Annotated in this window: 17 protein-coding genes; 11 read left to right on the top strand and 6 right to left on the bottom strand. The window is 33.8% G+C overall.

The features are described from left to right. Nucleotides 1-53 precede the first annotated feature (53 nt). From QZ136_RS07510 to QZ136_RS07500, 3 genes are all read right to left on the bottom strand, one after another. The gene (locus tag QZ136_RS07510; RefSeq protein WP_291402039.1) at nucleotides 54-1,340 is read right to left on the bottom strand and encodes a citrate synthase; all 1,287 of its coding nucleotides are present in this window, start codon (nucleotides 1,338-1,340) and stop codon (nucleotides 54-56) included. A gap of 173 nt (nucleotides 1,341-1,513) precedes the next feature. Next, nucleotides 1,514-2,053: a DUF3347 domain-containing protein gene (locus QZ136_RS07505; protein ID WP_291402037.1), complete on the bottom strand. Its 540-nt coding sequence runs from the start codon at nucleotides 2,051-2,053 to the stop codon at nucleotides 1,514-1,516. Nucleotides 2,054-2,123: 70 nt separating this feature from the next. Beyond that, nucleotides 2,124-2,357: a VF530 family protein gene (locus tag QZ136_RS07500; RefSeq protein ID WP_363245013.1), complete on the bottom strand. Its 234-nt coding sequence runs from the start codon at nucleotides 2,355-2,357 to the stop codon at nucleotides 2,124-2,126. Between the two features lie 88 nt (nucleotides 2,358-2,445). Here QZ136_RS07500 and QZ136_RS07495 point away from each other — a divergent pair, with 88 nt between their 5' ends. The 5 genes from QZ136_RS07495 (at nucleotide 2,446) to QZ136_RS07475 (ending at nucleotide 9,821) form a co-directional block, all read left to right on the top strand. Next, nucleotides 2,446-3,390: a DUF2027 domain-containing protein gene (locus QZ136_RS07495; protein ID WP_291402033.1), complete on the top strand. Its 945-nt coding sequence runs from the start codon at nucleotides 2,446-2,448 to the stop codon at nucleotides 3,388-3,390. Nucleotides 3,391-3,534: 144 nt separating this feature from the next. Further along, nucleotides 3,535-5,136, top strand: coding sequence for a peptide chain release factor 3 (locus QZ136_RS07490; RefSeq protein ID WP_291402030.1), 1,602 nt, complete (start codon nucleotides 3,535-3,537; stop codon nucleotides 5,134-5,136). A gap of 196 nt (nucleotides 5,137-5,332) precedes the next feature. Then, on the top strand, nucleotides 5,333-7,216 hold the full coding sequence (gene htpG / locus QZ136_RS07485; protein ID WP_291402028.1) for a molecular chaperone HtpG: 1,884 nt from the start codon (nucleotides 5,333-5,335) through the stop codon (nucleotides 7,214-7,216). Between the two features lie 108 nt (nucleotides 7,217-7,324). Beyond that, entirely contained in the window at nucleotides 7,325-8,521 is a 1,197-nt protein-coding gene (locus QZ136_RS07480; protein ID WP_291402026.1) for a M14 family zinc carboxypeptidase, read from the top strand. Nucleotides 8,522-8,576: 55 nt separating this feature from the next. Further along, the gene (locus QZ136_RS07475) at nucleotides 8,577-9,821 is read left to right on the top strand and encodes a spore maturation protein (protein ID WP_291402024.1); all 1,245 of its coding nucleotides are present in this window, start codon (nucleotides 8,577-8,579) and stop codon (nucleotides 9,819-9,821) included. A gap of 32 nt (nucleotides 9,822-9,853) precedes the next feature. Here QZ136_RS07475 and QZ136_RS07470 read toward each other — a convergent pair whose 3' ends face one another. Together QZ136_RS07470 and QZ136_RS07465 are read right to left on the bottom strand one after the other, a co-directional pair. Further along, nucleotides 9,854-10,294: a PaaI family thioesterase gene (locus QZ136_RS07470; protein ID WP_291402022.1), complete on the bottom strand. Its 441-nt coding sequence runs from the start codon at nucleotides 10,292-10,294 to the stop codon at nucleotides 9,854-9,856. Nucleotides 10,295-10,322: 28 nt separating this feature from the next. Beyond that, nucleotides 10,323-11,537 (bottom strand): cation:proton antiporter, encoded by a 1,215-nt coding sequence (locus QZ136_RS07465; protein ID WP_291402020.1) that lies wholly within the window; start codon nucleotides 11,535-11,537, stop codon nucleotides 10,323-10,325. Between the two features lie 132 nt (nucleotides 11,538-11,669). Between QZ136_RS07465 and QZ136_RS07460 the strand changes: the two genes are divergently transcribed. From QZ136_RS07460 to QZ136_RS07450, 3 genes are all read left to right on the top strand, one after another. Next, nucleotides 11,670-12,689 (top strand): metallophosphoesterase, encoded by a 1,020-nt coding sequence (locus QZ136_RS07460; RefSeq protein ID WP_291402018.1) that lies wholly within the window; start codon nucleotides 11,670-11,672, stop codon nucleotides 12,687-12,689. Between the two features lie 164 nt (nucleotides 12,690-12,853). Next, the gene (locus tag QZ136_RS07455; protein WP_291402016.1) at nucleotides 12,854-14,032 is read left to right on the top strand and encodes an acetyl-CoA C-acyltransferase; all 1,179 of its coding nucleotides are present in this window, start codon (nucleotides 12,854-12,856) and stop codon (nucleotides 14,030-14,032) included. 6 nt (nucleotides 14,033-14,038) lie between these two features. Beyond that, nucleotides 14,039-14,938, top strand: a complete 900-nt coding sequence (locus QZ136_RS07450; RefSeq protein WP_291402014.1) for a hypothetical protein — start codon at nucleotides 14,039-14,041, stop codon at nucleotides 14,936-14,938. Between the two features lie 17 nt (nucleotides 14,939-14,955). Here QZ136_RS07450 and QZ136_RS07445 read toward each other — a convergent pair whose 3' ends face one another. After that, nucleotides 14,956-16,206: a DUF819 family protein gene (locus QZ136_RS07445; RefSeq protein WP_291402012.1), complete on the bottom strand. Its 1,251-nt coding sequence runs from the start codon at nucleotides 16,204-16,206 to the stop codon at nucleotides 14,956-14,958. Nucleotides 16,207-16,320: 114 nt separating this feature from the next. On the opposite strand from QZ136_RS07445, the gene QZ136_RS07440 reads away from it, so the two are divergent. The 3 genes from QZ136_RS07440 to ruvB are packed head-to-tail and all read left to right on the top strand — an operon-like array spanning nucleotide 16,321 to nucleotide 19,704. Next, a complete protein-coding gene (locus tag QZ136_RS07440; RefSeq protein ID WP_291402010.1) occupies nucleotides 16,321-17,856 on the top strand; it encodes a peptide MFS transporter in 1,536 nt (511 codons plus the stop codon). 35 nt (nucleotides 17,857-17,891) lie between these two features. Then, entirely contained in the window at nucleotides 17,892-18,632 is a 741-nt protein-coding gene (locus QZ136_RS07435) for a polyprenol monophosphomannose synthase (RefSeq protein ID WP_291402008.1), read from the top strand. Between the two features lie 49 nt (nucleotides 18,633-18,681). Continuing rightward, nucleotides 18,682-19,704: a Holliday junction branch migration DNA helicase RuvB gene (ruvB, locus tag QZ136_RS07430; protein WP_291402006.1), complete on the top strand. Its 1,023-nt coding sequence runs from the start codon at nucleotides 18,682-18,684 to the stop codon at nucleotides 19,702-19,704. The last annotated feature ends 7 nt before the right edge of the window (nucleotides 19,705-19,711 follow it).

Genomic DNA, 19,711 nt, shown 5'->3' with positions numbered 1-19,711 from the left:
TAGGCAAAAAAAATCCGGTGAAAATTTTCACCGGATTTTTTTATTTTTAATAATTAGCGCTTTGATAAATCAACATATTCGCGAACAACCTCACCAGTGAATATCTGTCTAGGACGTCCAATTGGCTCTTTGTTTTCACGCATTTCTTTCCACTGTGCAATCCATCCCGGTAAACGGCCTAGAGCGAAAAGTACTGTAAACATATCAGTAGGGAAACCTAAAGCACGATAAATAATACCAGAATAGAAATCAACATTTGGATATAGTTTACGCTCCACAAAATATGGATCATTTAGAGCTGCTTCCTCTAACTTCTTAGCAATATCTAAAACTGGATCATTGATGCCTAATTTATCAAGAATATCATCACAAGCCTTTTTAATGATTTTGGCACGTGGATCAAAGTTCTTATAAACACGGTGTCCGAATCCCATCAAACGGAAACTATCATTTTTATCTTTTGCTTTATTTATCCACTTATCGGTATCGCCACCATCATTTTTAATTTGCTCAAGCATCTCAATAACTGCTTGATTAGCACCACCATGTAATGGTCCCCAAAGTGCTGAAATACCCGCTGATATGGATGCATATAAATTACATTCTGATGAACCAACAATACGAACCGTTGAGGTAGAACAATTTTGTTCATGGTCTGCATGCAGTATGAATAAAACATTCATCGCTTTAACAATAACTGGGTCAATTATAATTTCCTCTGTACGCTGACCGAAAGTCATGTTTAAGAAATTACTCACATAATCAAGCTTATTTTGAGGATAGATAATTGGATGACCTAAAGACTTCTTGTAAATCCATGAAACAACAGTAGTCATTTTGGCTAGAAGCTTTATTATTGTTAAATTTTGCTCTTCAGCTGTTTGCTTAGAATTTAAAGATTCTGGATAAAAAGATGATAATGAGCAAATCAAAGAAGACAACTGACCCATAGGGTGAGATTTCGATGGAAAACCATCAAAAAACTTTTTCATATCTTCATGAACCAGAGTATGTCTCGAAATATCCGATTGAAAAGAATCTAACTGACTTTGAGTTGGAAGATTGCCATAAATTAATAAATAAGCCACCTCAAGGAAAGTAGATTTTTCAGCTAATTCTTCAATTCCATAGCCTCTATACTTTAATATTCCCTCTTCACCATCTAGGTAGGTGATAGCACTTTTAGTGGCGCCTGTATTCTTATAACCAGAGTCTAAAGTTATAAAACCGCTAACATCTCTAAGTTTAGAGATATCAATAGCTTTTTCACCTTCAGTACCTGTTATTATTGGTAGTTCGTAAGTTTTTTCTCCTATTTTTAAGGATGCTGTTTCCGACATAATGATTAATATGGTTATTAGACAAAACTAATAAATAAGCTCATTTTAGAGCACATTTTAGTGAAATGAATTGCAATATTTTTGTTAAAAATGAGATTTTATCAATTTTCAACAGAGAAATTACAATAAATGATGTTAAAACAAAGATTTGCCTGAATAAAATTTATTTAAGACTATTTTTTTTCAATGGTTTCCTTTACTTCACCGCAATTAAGCATCTCATCACCATAATACGGATTTTTAATTTCAGTTTCAGAGGCTAACCAGTATCCACCCTCTCCTTCATTTGCCATCGGACAAAACTGAACGAACATACTACCAGAAGTAATTTCCGATTTTTTAAATAACTCAATTAATTCGTTACTTAATGAAGTGAAGATAACTCTTTGCTTAGACAATGAGATTTCATTAGCGATATCATTAGCCAATTTGGCTGTACTTTCTGAACCAGTAATTTTAGCTAAGGTACCTACAAGCAATTTAGCTGAGGTGCGAGTTTGAACTGAATCAGACAATATTAAAACATCCTTTAATTGTAAATATTGATCATAAGCCATATCAACATTTGAGTCTTTCAATTCAATTTCAATTGGTGTTGAGACACTTACAGAATCTGTTGCTGCTGCAGTTTCAGTTTTTTGTTCTGTTTGGTTACAAGCTGCAAAAGCAAAAATTAAAGATAATGCAGGTAAAAATAATTTCATCTTATTCATGATTAATAATTTGGTTACTCAAATATCAAAAATTTAAGGCAATTTGAGCTATAAAAATATCGTTAAATCGTCATAATTTCTCATTCTGCTTATTAATTGTATTGATATAAAGTGCTTCAACCTTTTTTCGGGCCCAATCTGTCTTTCTAAAAAATTTTAAGCTTGAGTTAATACTTGGATTATCAATAAAGCAATTAATCCTAATTAGAGAAGCTAAGTTTTCCCATCCATAATGTTCCACTAAAAAAATCAAAATGGATTCTAAGGTTTTGCCATGTAATGGGTCTTTACTCATATTCAACAAAGTTAATTCTTAAACCTAAATTCAGGTATTGATGATAAAAAAAATTATGGTAGCTATTTTTGATAGATTTGTAAATAATTAAATCAAAATGAAGTATAAATTAGGCGAATTTGTTCGCTTTGTAAATGAAAAACGTGAAGGGATTATCACTCGAATAATTGATGAAGATACCATTGCCGTTACCGATGATGACGGCTTTGAAATACCCGTTCTTGCAAGTCAGGTAACTCGTGTTCATGGGAAAAGTGATGTAGTTGATATTGAAGAAATTAAAAAGGAAGGCTTAAATCAAAGCGATAAATTTATCTCAACTGGTTTATTTCTTGCCATTACAGATGATAAACGCGTTGGCTCAGTAGTATATTTTAATCTTGTAAATACTAGTTCATGGGAAATATTATTCACTTTAAACACAGAAAAAAACCAAGAATATAAAGGAGAATGCTCTGGAATATTGAAAAGCAATTCAAGCATTCAAATTTTTTCAGCGTCTTTAAACGAACTAGATTTATGGCCCAAATTTCATATCCAATGCCTATTTTACAGTAATGGAAAGCATGAATTTCAAAAGCCCCTACTCTATTCTGATAAATTCAAGGCAAAAGATTTTTCAGGAGTAAAAAAGCATCAAAGTATATTGGCTAAAGACGCATGGATTATTCAATTAGATCCTCAAACTCCATTAATTGATCCTCAAAAACTGAAAGAAAGTTTTTTTAAAGGAAGTGATGAAAAAATTGAAATCCAAAATCCAGGCAAAGAAATTGATCTTCATATCGAAAAACTAAGAGATGATTTTCACTTTTTAAGCAATTCTGAAATATTAAACATTCAGACAGATCACTTTAAAAAGTGTTTAGATGCTGCCATTGTACATAAACTACAATCAATAATTTTTATTCACGGGACTGGTAATGGAACTTTAAGGACAGAGCTGCACAAGTTTATTTCTAAACATCCCCAAGTAAAAACCTACATGGATGCTAGAAAAGAAAAATTTGGTTATGGCGCAACTGAGGTATTTTTTAAATAATAAAAACCTTGTTTTTGAAGGTTTTTAATGCTTTAAAACGATTTAAATCAAAATTCACTACCTTTGCACGCTATTTAAGAGACTGACGATTCTTATTTTTAAAAATTTCTATTCATTCAAATACAAGCCGACGTTCCGAATATTATGTTCAACCCTGAAATTGAAAAAAGAAAAACATTTGCAATTATTTCTCACCCAGATGCTGGTAAAACTACATTAACAGAGAAATTCTTGCTGTTTGGAGGTGCAATTAATACTGCTGGGACAGTAAAACGGAACAAGGCCAATCAGAGTAGCACCTCAGATTTCATGGAGATTGAGAAGCAGAGAGGAATTTCTGTTGCTACCTCAGTTATGGGATTTGAATATAATGGGAAAAGAATTAATATTTTAGATACACCGGGTCACAAGGACTTTGCAGAGGATACTTACCGAACTTTATCTGCCGTTGATAGTGTTATTTTAGTTGTAGATAGTGTTAAGGGGGTTGAGGAACAAACACAAAAACTGATGGATGTTTGTCGCATGCGGAACACTCCTGTGATCATTTTCATCAACAAACTTGACCGTGAAGGTAAAGATACCTTTGATCTACTTGATGAACTTGAAAACAACTTAAACATTAGTGTATGCCCTCTTTCATGGCCTATTGGACAAGGCCATAATTTTAAAGGCGTATATAATATTTATGAGAAGCAACTGAATCTGTTTAAACCAGATAAATCTAAAATAACGGAACCAGTTATTCAGGTAAACGATCTGAACGACCCCCTACTCAATAAATTTCTTCAAGAAAAAGAATTAAAAACACTCCAAGATGACCTAGAATTAGTAGATGGAGTTTATGGAAAATTAGATAATGAGCTTTATTTGGAAGGCTTATTAGCTCCGGTATTTTTTGGTAGTGCCATCAATAATTTCGGAATAAGAGAGCTTCTCGATACCTTCGTTTCTATAGCTCCCAGCCCTAAAAGCCGTGAAGCTAATGAACGTATGGTTTTAGCAAACGAAAAAAACTTCACTGGTTTTGTTTTTAAAATACATGCTAACTTAGACCCTAATCATCGCGATCGGATTGCCTTTTTAAGAATATGTTCAGGAAAATTTGAACGCAATAAATTCTATTATCACACCCGATTAGATAAAAAACTAAAATTTTCAAATCCTGTAGATTTTATGGCTAATGAAAAAAGTCTCGTTGAAGAGGCATGGCCAGGTGATGTGGTAGGTTTATATGACAGTGGTAACTTTAAAATTGGCGATACACTTACAGAAGGTGAAAACCTACAATTTAAAGGAATCCCAAGCTTCTCACCCGAAATATTTAAAGAAGTTGAAAATAGAGATCCCCTAAAATCTAAACAATTAGAAAAAGGACTTCAGCAGCTTACCGAAGAAGGTGTAGCCCAGCTTTTTGTACAACAGCCAGGAAATCGTAAAATTATTGGAACAGTTGGTGAACTTCAGTATGAAGTTATTGTATTCAGACTTCAACATGAATATGGTGCCAAATGTGCATTCAGGCCATTAACCTTCAGAAAATCAAGCTGGTTAACTTCAAAAGACAAGAAAAATATTAACGAAATCATTCAACGTAGACATCATCATATAGCTACTGATAAAGATGGTAATCCTGTATTTCTGGCTGATAATGATTGGACATTAAACCTTGCTAAACGCGATTTCCCTGATGTTGAATTCCATACTACCTCTGAGTTTAATAGGAAAAAAGACTCTGTAGAATAAACCTTCTTTTGTTTCTTTTTTATAATAAAAATTTAATTTATAATTAAATTATTATTGTTATAATAAAATACCGATTTATAGATAATCACAAATATTTTATTATAGAATAAAGGTAAACAGTGTGTCATTCTGACATATATTTTATTTTGGAATAAGTATTGAGATAATACCCCCGTTAACCAAAATAATTAAAAAGATGCAAGAAAAAGGAACCATTTCGATTCACACTGAGAACATTTTTCCAATCATTAAGAAATTTTTATACTCTGATAACGAGATCTTCCTGAGAGAGCTGGTTGCAAACGCAGTGGATGCCACTCAAAAAATAAAGCGCCTCTCCTCTCTTGGTGAATATAATGGAGATCTTGGAGATTTAAGAGTTTCTGTAGCATTCGACGAAAAGAAAAAAACCATCACCATTTCAGATAATGGATTGGGGATGACTGCCGAAGAAATTAAGAAATATATTAATCAGGTGGCCTTTTCGGGTGCGACTGAATTTGTCGAGAAATTTAAGGATGCAAAAGATGCCAATGAGATCATTGGAAAATTCGGACTCGGATTTTACTCCGCTTTTATGGTTGCAGATCAAGTAGAGATTCAAACATTATCATTTAAAGATGCTTCTGAACCTGCGCGTTGGGTTTGTGATGGAAGCACTGAATTTGAGATTAGTCCCGGTAGCCGTACAAGCAGAGGTACTGATATTATTCTTCACATTAATAAAGAATCCAAAGAGTTTTTAGACAAGGCAAAGCTTGCTGAAATTCTCGATAAATACTGTAAATTTTTACCTATTCCAGTTCAATTTGGTACTAAATCTGAATCTATTCCCGATGGTGAAGATAAAGATGGAAAGCCTCAATATAAATCTGTAGAAGTTGATAATATTATCAATAATACTAGCCCTATATGGACAAAATCGCCTTCAGAGCTAAAAGATGAAGATTATTTAGCTTTTTACAAGGAATTATATCCATTTTCTGAAGATCCATTGTTTTGGATCCATTTGAACGTTGACTATCCTTTCAATTTAACTGGAGTTTTATACTTCCCGAAAGTTAAAAATGAATTCGAAATTCAGAGAAACAAAATCAAGTTATTCTCAAGACAAGTATTCATTACCGATGAGGTGAAAGATGTTGTCCCTGAATTTTTAATGCTATTACATGGCATTATCGACTCACCAGATATCCCATTAAACGTATCTAGAAGCTTTTTACAAGCAGACAGTGCCGTTAAAAAGATAAATAGCTATATCACCAAAAAAGTTGCTGATAAACTTGCTTCACTATTCAAGAACGACCGTAAGTCATACGAAGAAAAGTGGAATGATATCGGTTTATTCGTAAAATATGGCATGATTAGCGAAGAGAAATTTTATGAAAAAGGAAAAGATTTCGTTTTATTAGGCAATACCCAAAATAAGTATTTCACTTTAGATGAATACAAAGAAAAGGTTAAGTCTGCACAAACAGATAAAGATGAAAATCTAGTCTATTTATATGCTACAGATGCAGATAAACAAGACACATTCATACAGTCAGCGAATAAAAAGGGTTATGATGTTTTATTAATGAACTCTCCTATCGACACTCATTTTATAAGTCAGATGGAGCAAAAACTCGAAAAAACATCTTTAAAACGTGTTGATGCTGATGTGGCTGATAAAATTATTGCAAAGGAGGACAATACTGTACATGTACTTAACGATGATGAAAAAGGCATCGTGAAATCAATCTTTGAAAAAGCTATCACAAAGCCAAACATGCGCGTTGAAATTGAAAGCTTAAATCCAGATGAACTTCCCGTAATTGTAACCATGGATGAGTTTATGCGTCGCATGAAAGACATGTCGAAAATGGGTGGTGGAATGGGCTTTTATGGTACTCTTCCTGATAATTACAATGTAGCTATCAATGGAAATCACAAGCTTATTGGAAAAATTCTTCAAAGCACAGATGAATCTGAACAATTACAACTTGCTAAACAAGCCTTCGATTTAGCTTTATTATCTCAAGGAATGTTAACTGGTTCTGAACTAACTGAATTTGTAAATAGAAGTGTTAGTTTAATCTAAAAAATATATTCTTTTTTTCAAAAATACCCTCCTATTAATCAGGAGGGTATTTTTTTTTGACCTAAATTTTTGATTAAAAATATTAATACTAAATACTATTTTAGTGGAATGGAATTACTCTCTACTCTCCTCACAAACTATCATGTATTTGAAGAAAAGCGAATAAATGACCGTTTTTTTAAGCATGATCTCATTATTGATTTGTTGAAATCATTAAATCACAATTTTAGTATTGAAGAGGTAGGACATTCTACACTGGGAAGGTCAATAAACCTAGTAAAATGGGGAAAAGGTCCTAAAAAAGTGTTTTTATGGAGCCAAATGCATGGAGATGAAGCTACAGCAACAATGGCTCTTTTTGATTTAATGAACATTTTGGAGTTAAATGGCGAGTTCAAAGAAATAAATGAATTATTAAATAAAAAATGTACGCTCTACATTTTACCCATGCTAAATCCCGATGGTGCTGAATCATTTACAAGAAGAAATGCCATGGAAATAGACATTAATCGCGATTTCCATAAACAGCAGAGTCCAGAAGCACAAATTTTACGTCAGTTAAGAGACAAAATCAACCCTGAATTTGGTTTTAACCTACATGATCAGAGTATATTATGGTCGGCGGCAGAAACCGGAAATCCAGCCACAATCTCTGTACTAGCCCCAGCTTATAATCGCGAATTAAGCATAAATTCCGTCCGGGAAAAAGCAATGAAAGTTATTTCCCATATGCATAAGGATATTAAAAATGATATCCCGAATCATATTGCCCGATTTGATGATGAATATGAGCCCAGAGCCTTTGGAGATAATTTTCAAGCTGCAGGAACGAGTACAATATTAATTGAAGCAGGCGGGTATAAAAATGACTCTGAAAAGCAATTTATTCGTAAGATTTATCTAAAATCTATCCTTTCGGGATTAATTAGTATCGCGGACGAATCTTATAATTCTGAAATATTAGATAATTATTTTTCGATTCCTGAGAATAAAAAAAGACATTTTCAATTCTTATTAAAGAATTGCAAACTTCAACGCAATGGGGAAATCTATACGGCTGATATTGGCATCATAGCTCAAGAAAAGATCAATCCAGATCTAAAATCAGTATCATACAACTATTTATTAGGCGATTTAGGCGATTTAACTGGATTTTATGCTTATCAAGAACTAAATTGTGAATCTTATAAAATAACTGAAATTAAAGAATTAAGGATAGATGAACCTGCCGATATAATCGTTCAGGATGCAAATAACATTATACTGACCATAGAAAATGGAAGATTAACAAATTTAAATGAATAGATTCGGCAATATTTTAATTTATTAAATATATTATAAATCATAACAGGCTCAAAATATGGCTTTAAACTACATCTGGATTGGTTTTTTTGTAATTGCGTTTATAGTAGCATTAGTCAAACTCATCGTATTTGGCGATACAAGCATTTTCAATAATGTGGTGAATGGGATGTTTGATAGCGCAAAAACTGGTGCAGAAATTTCTATAGGATTGATTGGAATCATGACCTTTTGGCTTGGAATCATGAAAATTGGTGAAAAAGCGGGCATGATTACACTTTTTGCTCGAGGTGTAAATCCATTTTTTAGTCGATTATTCCCTGAAGTACCTAAAAACCATCCAGCAAATGGTTCTATAATCATGAACTTTTCGGCCAATATGTTGGGCTTAGATAATGCAGCCACACCTGTAGGATTAAAAGCAATGCAGGAATTGCAAGATATTAATCCTAAAAAAGATACTGCAAGTAATGCTCAAATCATGTTTCTTGTTTTGAACACAGCCGGCATTACCTTAATACCAACTGGTGTTATTGCTCTGAGAATGGCTAATGGAGCGGCAAATCCAGCAGATGTCTTTATTCCTTGTCTCATTGGGACTTTCATTTCATTCCTTGCAGGCATGATTGCTGTTGCTATCTATCAGAAAATCAATCTGTTTCAGCTACCCATTCTTGTTTTTTTCGGCGGTTTCATAGCAATCATGTCGGGATTATATTTCTGGCTCGGTTCACTCCCACCTGATCAAATTCAGGTTTATGCCGGACTCATGGGAGGAATCATCATATTTTCAATTATTACACTTTTTATCGTTTATGGGGCATCAAAAAAAGTAAATGTATATGAGTCATTTATTGATGGTGCCAAAGAAGGATTCAGTACTTCAATCATGATAGTCCCATTTTTAATTGCCATTTTAGTCGCCATAAGTGCCTTTAGAACAACCGGTTGTATGGATTATATCGTAAACGGTATAGGCTCTTTGGTTGCATTATTCGGTTTAGATACCTCATTCGTCCCGGCTTTACCTGTCGGATTAATGAAAACTCTTAGCGGCGGAGGTGCAAGAGGATTAATGGTAGATGTGATGAAAACCTATGGCGCCGATTCCTTTCAAGGAAGATTATCAAGTATAATCCAAGGTAGTTCAGAAACAACTTTCTATGTTTTAGCAGTTTATTTTGGTTCTGTGGGAATTAAAAAACCAAGATATGCTATTATTTGTGGTTTAATTGCTGATTTCGTGGGACTTATAGCTGCAATATTTCTTGCATATATATTCTTTGGACACACAATTAAATAAATTAACTGTAAAGATATTTAAGGATTTTCCAATTATGGTTTTTCAATTCGAATCATATTGGAATAACCACGTGCAATAAGACGCTTTTTAGATGGTAACCAAATTTCACATTGTAAATTTATTATTTGGCGACCTAATTTCACAACGCTTGTTTGAGCTTCTATGATATCCCCTTCCATAGCGGGTGCAAAATAATCGATATAATTATTAATTGTGGTAAATGGATGGCTCAAGTCCATACTAAAAATAGTTGCCCCAATTATATCATCGATAATCCCAGCTGATACACCACCATGCAGCATTCCCATGGGATTTGTCATATCCTTCCGGATGGTAAACTCACATTTTAAAGAGCCATAAGAAACCTCCTTAATGATAGGTTTTAACCAGTGTGAAAATGGCGAGGGACTGTCGAAAGTCTTTTTGTCAATAAACTGTTTCATTTGGTCTAAACGACTGTTAGTCTTTTCCATATCATTAAAAATTAGTTGAAAACATTAATTATAGTACATGTTCAGATTCAAGTTCATTCTCCGAATTCACATTCTTTTTAGAAAAAATAAGTCCAAACATCATGATAAGTCCCGAACCTAATATCACAAAAGACAATACTCCCTCATTAAATTTATCTGTAGTAAGATGAGAAGGAATACTGTAAAAAAGAATGATGGTAATCAAACCACGAGGAGCAATAAAAAGTTCTGGAAAAATATTGGTTTTAGAAATAAAACGTAAAAACAGATATCTGATAATAAGAATCATTAGGATTACAAGACTACCTGTTAGCATAACTGGCTCCAAAACAATTAAAGAAATATCAATACTAAAGCCAAATAATAGGAAAAAGAAGGTTCTTATCAGAAAGGCTAACTCGGCAGTCATAGTTTTAAGCTCTATGTTTACCTCCAAAAGCTTTTCTGGCTGAAGATATTTCTTTAACCAACCTTGCAAATAAGGCTCAGCATTATTTAGCACTAAGCCGAAAACTAGAATAAAAAACAAGGAAGGAAGATGCAATTGTTTAGATAAAGAATATACAAGAATCAATATTGACAAGATTAAAAAAACCTTGATGTGACCCTTAAGATATTTAAACAAAAGAAGTACTAAAACTGTACAAACTACTGATATTAAGCTTATTAATGCTAAGTTTCCAAAAAAAGTACCAACTGTTAATATCGAAAGTAACTCCTCAGAAATTACATAATTAAAGAGCATAATGCCAATGATATCCGAAAAACTCGATTCATAAATGATGAAATCCTTTTTGTTGGGCTCCAGTTTATTGACACTAGGAATAGCGATGGCACTACTTATTACACCCATTGCAACGGCATAAGGCAATGATTGCTTAAAGGACATATCTAAAGTGTATCCCAAAATTAAAGCAATGGCCACAGTGGTTGAAAATAGCATTAAAGTTGCGGCAAGTAGCGACCTTTTGATTATTTGTCGTTTGTCTGTAGTGATTTTAAGATCCAAAGAACCCTCTAAGACTATCAGAATCAATCCCATTACGCCCAAAATTTCAAGGACCGTTCTTGATACAGGGAAGTCAAATTGAATAAAATCTGCTCCAATTTTGAATAAAATTCCTGATACAATTAAAAGTATAACAGATGGAATCTTTAATCGATCAGCGATAATATTGAAAAAATAGGATATAATCACTAGGACTGAAAGAGCGATTAAAACATAATAGGTATCAAAAATCATACTTTCAATGGTTTATTATTTTACAAAAATAGCTAAACAGATTGATGAATCTAGATTTTATACACAGTCAAGGATAATTCGCTTAATACAGTTTCATTCATTTGAAATAGTTAAATTTGATTATACATATTAATGATGAAAATAAACTCTTCGAACTATCTTTTCGTTCTTTTATTCTTTTTTATTTTAAATCCGCTTTATGCATTAGAACATCATGATTTTGCGAATGATTTGCCGAAAGGTAAAGACAAAAAAAGAAACAAGGGCTTAAAAATTTGTGTGATTTCAGATTTAAACTCTAGTTATGGATCTACAAATTATGCTGATGAGGTCAAATCTGTTATCGGGAAGTTAAATGAGATAAAACCCGACCTCATTTTATGCGCTGGAGATATGGTAGCAGGGCAAAAAACATCATTAACAGAAAATAACATCAATTCCATGTGGAATAGTTTTAAGAGTACTGTTCTTAACCCAATCAATAATCTTAAAATTCCTTTTGGATTCACTGTTGGAAACCATGATGCCTCTCCTTCCTACCTTTTAGATCGTACATTATCACAAAAATTTTGGCTAGAAAATAAAAATGCAACTGGATTAAATTTCGTTGATTCAAGTAATTACCCATTCTATTATTCTTATGTTAAAGACGGGGTTTATTTTATAAGTTGGGACACTGCTGGTGCAAGAATGGATCCAGAGCTATATCAATGGATGGAAGAACAATTAACTGCCAAGCAAGCACAAAAAGCAAAGTTGAGAATTTTAATTGGGCATTTACCGCTTTACGCGATTGTAGATAGCAAAAATAAGGTTGGTGAAGTAAATGAAGATCCTGAGAAGGCTTTGAACTTTTTCAAAAAGCATGGTATCGACTTATATATTAGTGGTCACCAGCATGCCTTCTATCCTGCCATAAAAGAAGGTATTCGTTTTTTAAATGCGGGTTGTATTGGCGATGGACCAAGAAAATTGATTGCTAACCCAGCTGAGGCTGTAAAAACCTATACAATAATAAATATTCCGAAGCGCAAATCCCTAAATTTTACTTATAAAACTTTCGACGCTAAACATAATCTTGAAATTGATGTTAAAAGTTTACCTGATTCTATAGCAGGATTTAATGGAATCTCAATTAAAGACATTAAATAATATGCTAGCATAGTATTATTTATCAATCATCATTAATTGTTAAAATGGAAATCAGCATCAAAATATTTTATTTGTAAAGAGTAATAAATCAGTCAAAAATAAGTTCGATTGTACGGCCTTGCCCTTAAATTCTTAACTTGCACCAACCAATTATTAAAGCCAAAATGAAAGAAGTATATATCATATCAGCAGCGAGAACACCAATCGGTAGTTTCGGTGGTGTTTTATCATCACTTAGTGCAAGTCAGCTAGGAGCTACGGCAATTAAATCTGCTGTTGAACGTGCGGGAATTGACCCTGGGCAGATTCAAGAAGTATTTATGGGAAATGTTTTATCAGCAAACTTAGGCCAAGCACCTGCTACGCAAGCTGCAAAATTTGCCGGTTTACCTGATGTTCCTGCAACAACAATCAATAAAGTTTGTGCTTCGGGTACAAAAGCAATTATGCTAGCCGCTCAAAGTATAGCTTTAGGTCAAAATGATATTGTAGTTGCTGGCGGAATGGAAAGCATGAGCAATGTGCCCTACTACCTTGATAAAGCAAGAAATGGTTATCGTTTAGGAGATGGGAAAATTATTGACGGATTAGTAAAGGATGGCCTTTGGGATGTTTATAACGACTATCACATGGGTTCGGCAGCTGAATTATGTGCTACAGATTGTAAAATTAGTCGCGAAGACCAAGACGCCTACGCTATTGAATCTTACAAAAGATCACAAGCAGCTCAATCGGCAGGTAAATTTAAAAATGAAATTGCAGCCGTTGAAATTAAGGATAGAAAAGGTGAAATAACTCTAATTTCGGAGGACGAAGAAGTCCATTCAGTAAAATTCGATAAAATTCCTTCACTAAAAGCAGTATTTAAAAAAGATGGAACGGTTACCGCAGCAAATGCCTCCACATTAAATGATGGTGCAGCGGCATTAGTTTTAATGAGTAAGGAAAAAGCAGAGCAGCTAGGTATAAAACCATTAGCACGCATTATTTCCTATGCTGATGCACAACAAGCCCCTGAATGGTTTACAACAAGTCCCTCAAAAGCCATCCCAATTGCTTTACAACGTGCAGGATTAAAAACTGATGATGTTGATTATTTTGAAATAAATGAAGCTTTTTCGGTGGTTTCTTTAGCAAATAATCAGATTTTAAAGCTAGAACCATCTAAAGTAAATATAAACGGTGGAGCCGTTTCTATGGGCCATCCACTCGGTGCATCTGGCGCAAGAATAGTTGTTACACTAATCAATGTGCTGCAACAAAACAATGCGAAAATAGGCTTAGCAGCAATTTGTAATGGTGGTGGCGGTGCGAGTGCACTAATCATTGAGAACCTTCAATAATATTAAATGAAGCAATTAACACTAGTATTTGGCCTTCTACTTTTAATAATCACAAAAGTAGATGGCCAATCTTTAGATAAATCCAACAGAGAAAAATTAATTGTATTTCAAGATAGTTTGAAAGAAATTAGTTTCAAAATGATTAATGATAGCATTGAGCCTCAGCGTTATAATGCAAGCTATAAACTAATTAAAACATTAGTAACTGCACTAAAAACTCCTTATTCATTTAATTTCACATTTGATTCCTTAAAAACCATTTCTATTCAAAATTCTCCAGATCAAAAATTTAGGGTATTTACTTGGCACGTTATGAATAATGATGGTAGTTACCGTTTTTATGGTACCATTCAAATGAATACAAGCCAAGGCGGGCTTGAGATGTTCCCTCTAGTCGATTATAGCCCTACATTAAAGAATCCTTCAGACAGCACTTATACGAACAGTAGATGGTATGGCGCACAGTATTATAAGATTATTCCTGTGTTAAAAGATGTTGAAAGTCCGTATTATATGCTACTTGGCTGGAAAGGAAACACAGTAAAATCAACAAAAAAAGTCATTGAAGTATTGCATTTTAAGGATGGAAAAGCCTATTTCGGGAAGCCAGTTTTCGATGGAGATCCAGATAATCTGAATAAAAAACGAATTATTTTCGAATACGATAGAAGAGCAACAATGCTTTTAAATTATGAGAGTGCTGAGAATCGAATTATTTTTGATCATTTAGCTCCCCCCGACCCTAATTTAAAAGGCAAATTCGAGCTTTATGGCCCAGATTTTTCTTATGATGGATTTAAGTTTCTAAATGGGAGATGGAAATTCATTTCTGAATTAGAATTAAAAAACGATTCTACAGATCAGGATGAGAACTTTAACGATCCTAAAAAGATGAAAGGTTTATGATTAATTAGACCATTTTATTAAGGCGACACCATTTGCATTAATAAAGCAGAAACATAAGCTCCATAAGTCCCTAAAACATATCCGAAAACCGCCAATAACACTCCTATTGGAGCTAATGAAGGATGAAAAGCACTAGCTATTACCGGAGCTGATGCTGGTCCGCCAACATTTGCCATACTACCAGTAGCAAGGAAAAAAAACGGTGTTTTAGTTAATTTAGCGACAATAATTAATACAATTGCATGAATTAAGATCCAAATCATTCCAACAATTAATAAGCCTGGATTCTTAAAAATAGCCATAATATTCATTTGCATACCTATAGATGCAATTAACACGTATAAGAATACGCTCGCTAAGCGAGAAGCCCCTACACCCTCTAAATTTCTAAGTTTAGTGAGCGATAATAGCATCCCTAATGTTGTTGCAATGATAATAATCCAGAAAAAACCAGATGTAAGGCTCAAAGTACTTAGCTGAGGAGCATTAATTGTAATCCATGGTGCAATAATATCTGCACCAAAATGTGCAATACCCGTAATTCCAAAACCTACTGCAAGTATTTTGAGGAGATCATCCATTTTAGGGATTTTCATAATACTGAGTTGATAGGCTTCAATTTTATCTTTAATCTCAGTAACCGATTGATCATCAGCTTTTAAAAAGCTATTTATTTCCTTATTTCTACCAGCTGCATAGAGTAAAAGAGCCATCCAAACATATCCTACAAAAACATCTAGGGCAACCATAGCTGAAAAAAGATCTGTGCTCGGTTTAAAAACCTCAAACATTGCTGCTTGGTTAGGTCCACCACCTATCCATGCCCCAGCAATAGTGCTTAATCCGCGCCAAACAGCATCAGCGCCTTCTCCACCCACAACTTCAGGAGCAAACAAAGAAACTAAATAAACCGAGATTGGTCCGCCAATAATAATGCTAAATGTTCCAACAAGAAACATTAAACCCGCTTTTTTTCTTAATTTCCAAATTTCTTTTAAATCGAGACTTAAAGTAAAAAGCACTAAACTTGCAGGTAAAAGATACCTAGATGCAATCGTATAAAGCTTTGACTCTGAACCAGATATAACACCCGTAGAATTTAATAATCCTGGCAAGAAATAACATAATAAAATTGGCGGGACAAATTTATATAGATTCTTAAAAATAATGTGATTACTTTGTGAAGTCCAAAATACAAATCCAAGAATACTCATTAGTATTCCAAGAACAACAGCGTCATTAGTAATTAGGGCAGTTTGATCAATCATTTTAATTTTTTAAGAATATATTTAGCATCAATTTTAGTAAAATTTAATTATAATTGAACTTTTTAATCGATAAACATTAAAAAAATAAAACAAAATTACCAATTATCAAATTATATGGAATTACAACAAAAACAATTAATTGGCCATCCACTAGGTCTTTTTATTTTATTCTTCACAGAAATGTGGGAACGATTCAGTTATTATGGAATGCGTGTACTGTTTGTTTTATACCTTACAGCTTCACTCGCTGATGGAGGTCAAGCTTGGAGCAGAGCTGATGCAAGCATGCTTTATGGTTGGTACACTGGTTTAGTTTATATTACACCTATCATTGGCGGACTAATAGCTGATAAGTTATGGGGCTATAAAAAAGCGATTCTTATTGGAGGCCTTTTAATGACTATAGGACATGTTGTTTTAGCAATTGATGCGATTCCAGCATTTTATTTAGGTTGTGCGTTTTTAATATTAGGTAATGGTTTCTTTAAACCAAATATTTCATCTATGGTAGGACAATTATACCCTGATGGAAGCCAATTAAAGGATTCTGCATATACTATTTTCTACATGGGAATTAACACTGGAGCTTTTCTTGGAATTTTACTATGTGGTTATATCGGTGAATCAGTGGGATGGCATTATGGTTTTGGTTTAGCCGGAATTTTTATGCTTTTAGGCTTAGTTCAATTTTGGTTTGCTCGTAAATTCTTTGGTGAAATAGGTGAAAGACCATTGAAAAAAACTGAAGATGACAAATTAGTTGTTTCAAATGAACCCCTTTCCAAAGTTGATCGCGATCGTTTAATTGTGATTGGTGTATTCTCATTTTTCACTATTTTCTTTTGGCTTGCTTTTGAACAAGCTGGATCATCCATGAATTTATACGCGAGAGATTATACAGATAGAACTTTGAGTCCCGGACTTGCAGCAAATGCATTTAAAATCATAAATACTATCATTACAATTGTTCCTTTGGCAGTTTTAACATGGCTTTGGATAAATATGGCATCCAAAATTGGAAGAAGCTATCAAATGACTGTTTTGGCAATGGGATTAAGTGTTTTAACAATATGGGGACTTGCTATATGGATGCTTGACAGACAATTTAATGATCAGGCCTTAGAAATCCCCGCTTCATGGTTTCAAACCTTAAACTCATTATTTATTATCTTGTTAGCACCCGTTTTTTCAGCATTATGGATAAAACTTTCATCGAGTAAATTTAGTCCCTCAGGACCAGTAAAATTTGCCTTAGGTTTAATTCTAGTTGCAGTTGGTTTTGGAGCATTGGTTTTTGGTTCATTAGCGATACCAAATGGTGCTAAATTAGCTCAAGTAAGCATAATTTGGCTGTGTTTAGCCTATTTATTTCATACTATGGGCGAACTTTGTGTTTCTCCTGTAGGTTTATCCTACATCAGTAAATTATCTCCTAAAAAATATGTAGGATTAATGTTTGGTATTTGGTTTGGAGCAACCGCATTAGCAAATTATTTAGGAGGATTTATGGCTAGTTTCATGGATTCTATAGCTGAAGAATCATCTATGTCAGGCTTCTTCACAATCTTTGTTGTAGCAACAGGTGTTGCTGGTTTAGTTTTAATTTTGCTAAAGAACCTTTTGAAGAAAAAAATGCATGGAATTGAATAAAAAACTAGTTATTATATCATTTTTAATGAGTTTTTATGTCCAATAGTCTAGTCATAATTCCCACTTATAACGAGAAAGAGAACATCGAGAATATTATTCGGAAGGTGTTCTCTCTTCCTGATGTTTTTCACGTTTTGATTGTTGATGATGGATCGCCTGATGGAACCGCTGATATTGTTAAAAAACTGCAAGAAGAATATCAGGGTTTACTTCATATTGAAGAACGTAAGGGCAAACTTGGCTTAGGTACCGCTTATATACATGGCTTCAAATGGGCTCTTGAGCGTCATTATGACTATATTTTTGAGATGGATGCTGATTTTTCGCATAATCCAGATGATCTCATAAAATTAAAAAATGCCTGTATTGATGGTGCTGATTTAGCTATTGGATCGAGATACATTAAAGGAGTAAATGTTGTAAACTGGCCAATGAGCAGAGTTTTAATGTCTTATTTTGCATCAGTTTATGTCAGATTTATCACAAGAATATCTATTCAAGATGCTACTGCCGGATTTAAATGTTATAAGCGCATCGTTTTAGAAACTATTCCGCTTCATAAAATTAAATTTATTGGCTATGCCTTTCAAATTGAAATGAAATTTACTGCCATAAAATATGGTTTTGAGGTGGTTGAAGTACCCATTATTTTCACAGATAGAACGGAAGGGACTTCAAAAATGAGCACTAAAATATTTAGAGAGGCCTTTTTAGGGGTAATTCAGATTAAATTGAATAGCTTTTTCAGAAATTATTCTAGAAAGATAGATTCTTGATACTAAAAATCAATTTTTATCTTTATACCTAATATTTATCATCTCCAAAATGAATGAAAACTTAGATCCCGCAGAAGAAAATCTTTCACCCATAGAAAGGGAGATTGAAAAAGTTTTGCGTCCTCAAGTTTTTGAAGATTTTACCGGCCAGCATAAAATTTTAGAGAATTTACGAATTTTTGTTCAAGCAGCTAAACTTAGAGGAGAAGCATTAGACCATGTTTTATTACATGGCCCTCCAGGATTAGGAAAAACTACCCTATCCCATATCATTGCCAATGAAATGGGAGTTAATATTCGAATAACTTCTGGACCCGTTTTAGATAAACCAGGAGATCTTGCCGGATTATTAACCAATTTGGAAGAAGGCGATATTCTTTTCATAGATGAAATACATCGTTTAAGTCCGCTAGTTGAAGAATATCTGTATTCTGCTATGGAGGACTTCAAGATAGATATCATGCTTGAGACGGGCCCTAATGCACGCTCTGTACAAATTTCATTAAATCCATTCACTTTGGTGGGGGCTACTACCCGTTCAGGATTACTTACAGCACCTCTAAGGGCCCGATTCGGTATAAATAGTCGCTTAGAGTATTATGATGCTAAACTTTTAACAAGTATTGTTCTAAGATCGGCAGATATTCTCAAAACAGAAATATCTGAAGAGGGAGCCTTTGAAATTGCGCGAAGAAGTCGCGGAACACCTCGTATTGCCAATGCTCTTTTAAGAAGAACACGCGATTTTGCTCAAATTAAAGGTACAGGTTCAATCGATACTGAAATAGCTAAATATGCCTTAAACGCTTTAAATGTGGATGAACATGGTCTAGATGAGATGGATAATAAAATCTTAATGACCATCATCGATAAATTTAAGGGTGGTCCTGTGGGATTAAAAACCATTGCTACAGCTGTTGGTGAAGAAGAAGGCACTATTGAGGAAGTTTACGAGCCATTCCTAATCCAAGAAGGTTATATCATGCGGACTTCCAGAGGTAGAGAATGTACGGATATCGCTTATAAACATCTAGGAAGAATAAAATCTGGCCAGACGGGGAAGTTGTTTTGAGATGTGA

Source organism: Daejeonella sp. (assembly GCF_017495225.1).
Lineage (GTDB): Bacteria > Bacteroidota > Bacteroidia > Sphingobacteriales > Sphingobacteriaceae > Daejeonella.
The sequence above is the reverse complement of the archived record's forward strand: the minus strand, read 5'-3'. Positions and strand labels throughout refer to the sequence as shown.

Coding starts and splice junctions, on each gene's coding strand:
- QZ136_RS07510 (WP_291402039.1), bottom strand. CDS start 1,340: ATGTCGGAAACAGCATCCTTAAAAATAGGAGAAAAAACTTACGAACTA.
- QZ136_RS07505 (WP_291402037.1), bottom strand. CDS start 2,053: ATGAATAAGATGAAATTATTTTTACCTGCATTATCTTTAATTTTTGCT.
- QZ136_RS07495 (WP_291402033.1), top strand. CDS start 2,446: ATGAAGTATAAATTAGGCGAATTTGTTCGCTTTGTAAATGAAAAACGT.
- QZ136_RS07490 (WP_291402030.1), top strand. CDS start 3,535: ATGTTCAACCCTGAAATTGAAAAAAGAAAAACATTTGCAATTATTTCT.
- htpG (WP_291402028.1), top strand. CDS start 5,333: ATGCAAGAAAAAGGAACCATTTCGATTCACACTGAGAACATTTTTCCA.
- QZ136_RS07480 (WP_291402026.1), top strand. CDS start 7,325: ATGGAATTACTCTCTACTCTCCTCACAAACTATCATGTATTTGAAGAA.
- QZ136_RS07475 (WP_291402024.1), top strand. CDS start 8,577: ATGGCTTTAAACTACATCTGGATTGGTTTTTTTGTAATTGCGTTTATA.
- QZ136_RS07470 (WP_291402022.1), bottom strand. CDS start 10,294: ATGGAAAAGACTAACAGTCGTTTAGACCAAATGAAACAGTTTATTGAC.
- QZ136_RS07465 (WP_291402020.1), bottom strand. CDS start 11,537: ATGATTTTTGATACCTATTATGTTTTAATCGCTCTTTCAGTCCTAGTG.
- QZ136_RS07460 (WP_291402018.1), top strand. CDS start 11,670: ATGATGAAAATAAACTCTTCGAACTATCTTTTCGTTCTTTTATTCTTT.
- QZ136_RS07455 (WP_291402016.1), top strand. CDS start 12,854: ATGAAAGAAGTATATATCATATCAGCAGCGAGAACACCAATCGGTAGT.
- QZ136_RS07450 (WP_291402014.1), top strand. CDS start 14,039: ATGAAGCAATTAACACTAGTATTTGGCCTTCTACTTTTAATAATCACA.
- QZ136_RS07445 (WP_291402012.1), bottom strand. CDS start 16,206: ATGATTGATCAAACTGCCCTAATTACTAATGACGCTGTTGTTCTTGGA.
- QZ136_RS07440 (WP_291402010.1), top strand. CDS start 16,321: ATGGAATTACAACAAAAACAATTAATTGGCCATCCACTAGGTCTTTTT.
- QZ136_RS07435 (WP_291402008.1), top strand. CDS start 17,892: ATGTCCAATAGTCTAGTCATAATTCCCACTTATAACGAGAAAGAGAAC.
- ruvB (WP_291402006.1), top strand. CDS start 18,682: ATGAATGAAAACTTAGATCCCGCAGAAGAAAATCTTTCACCCATAGAA.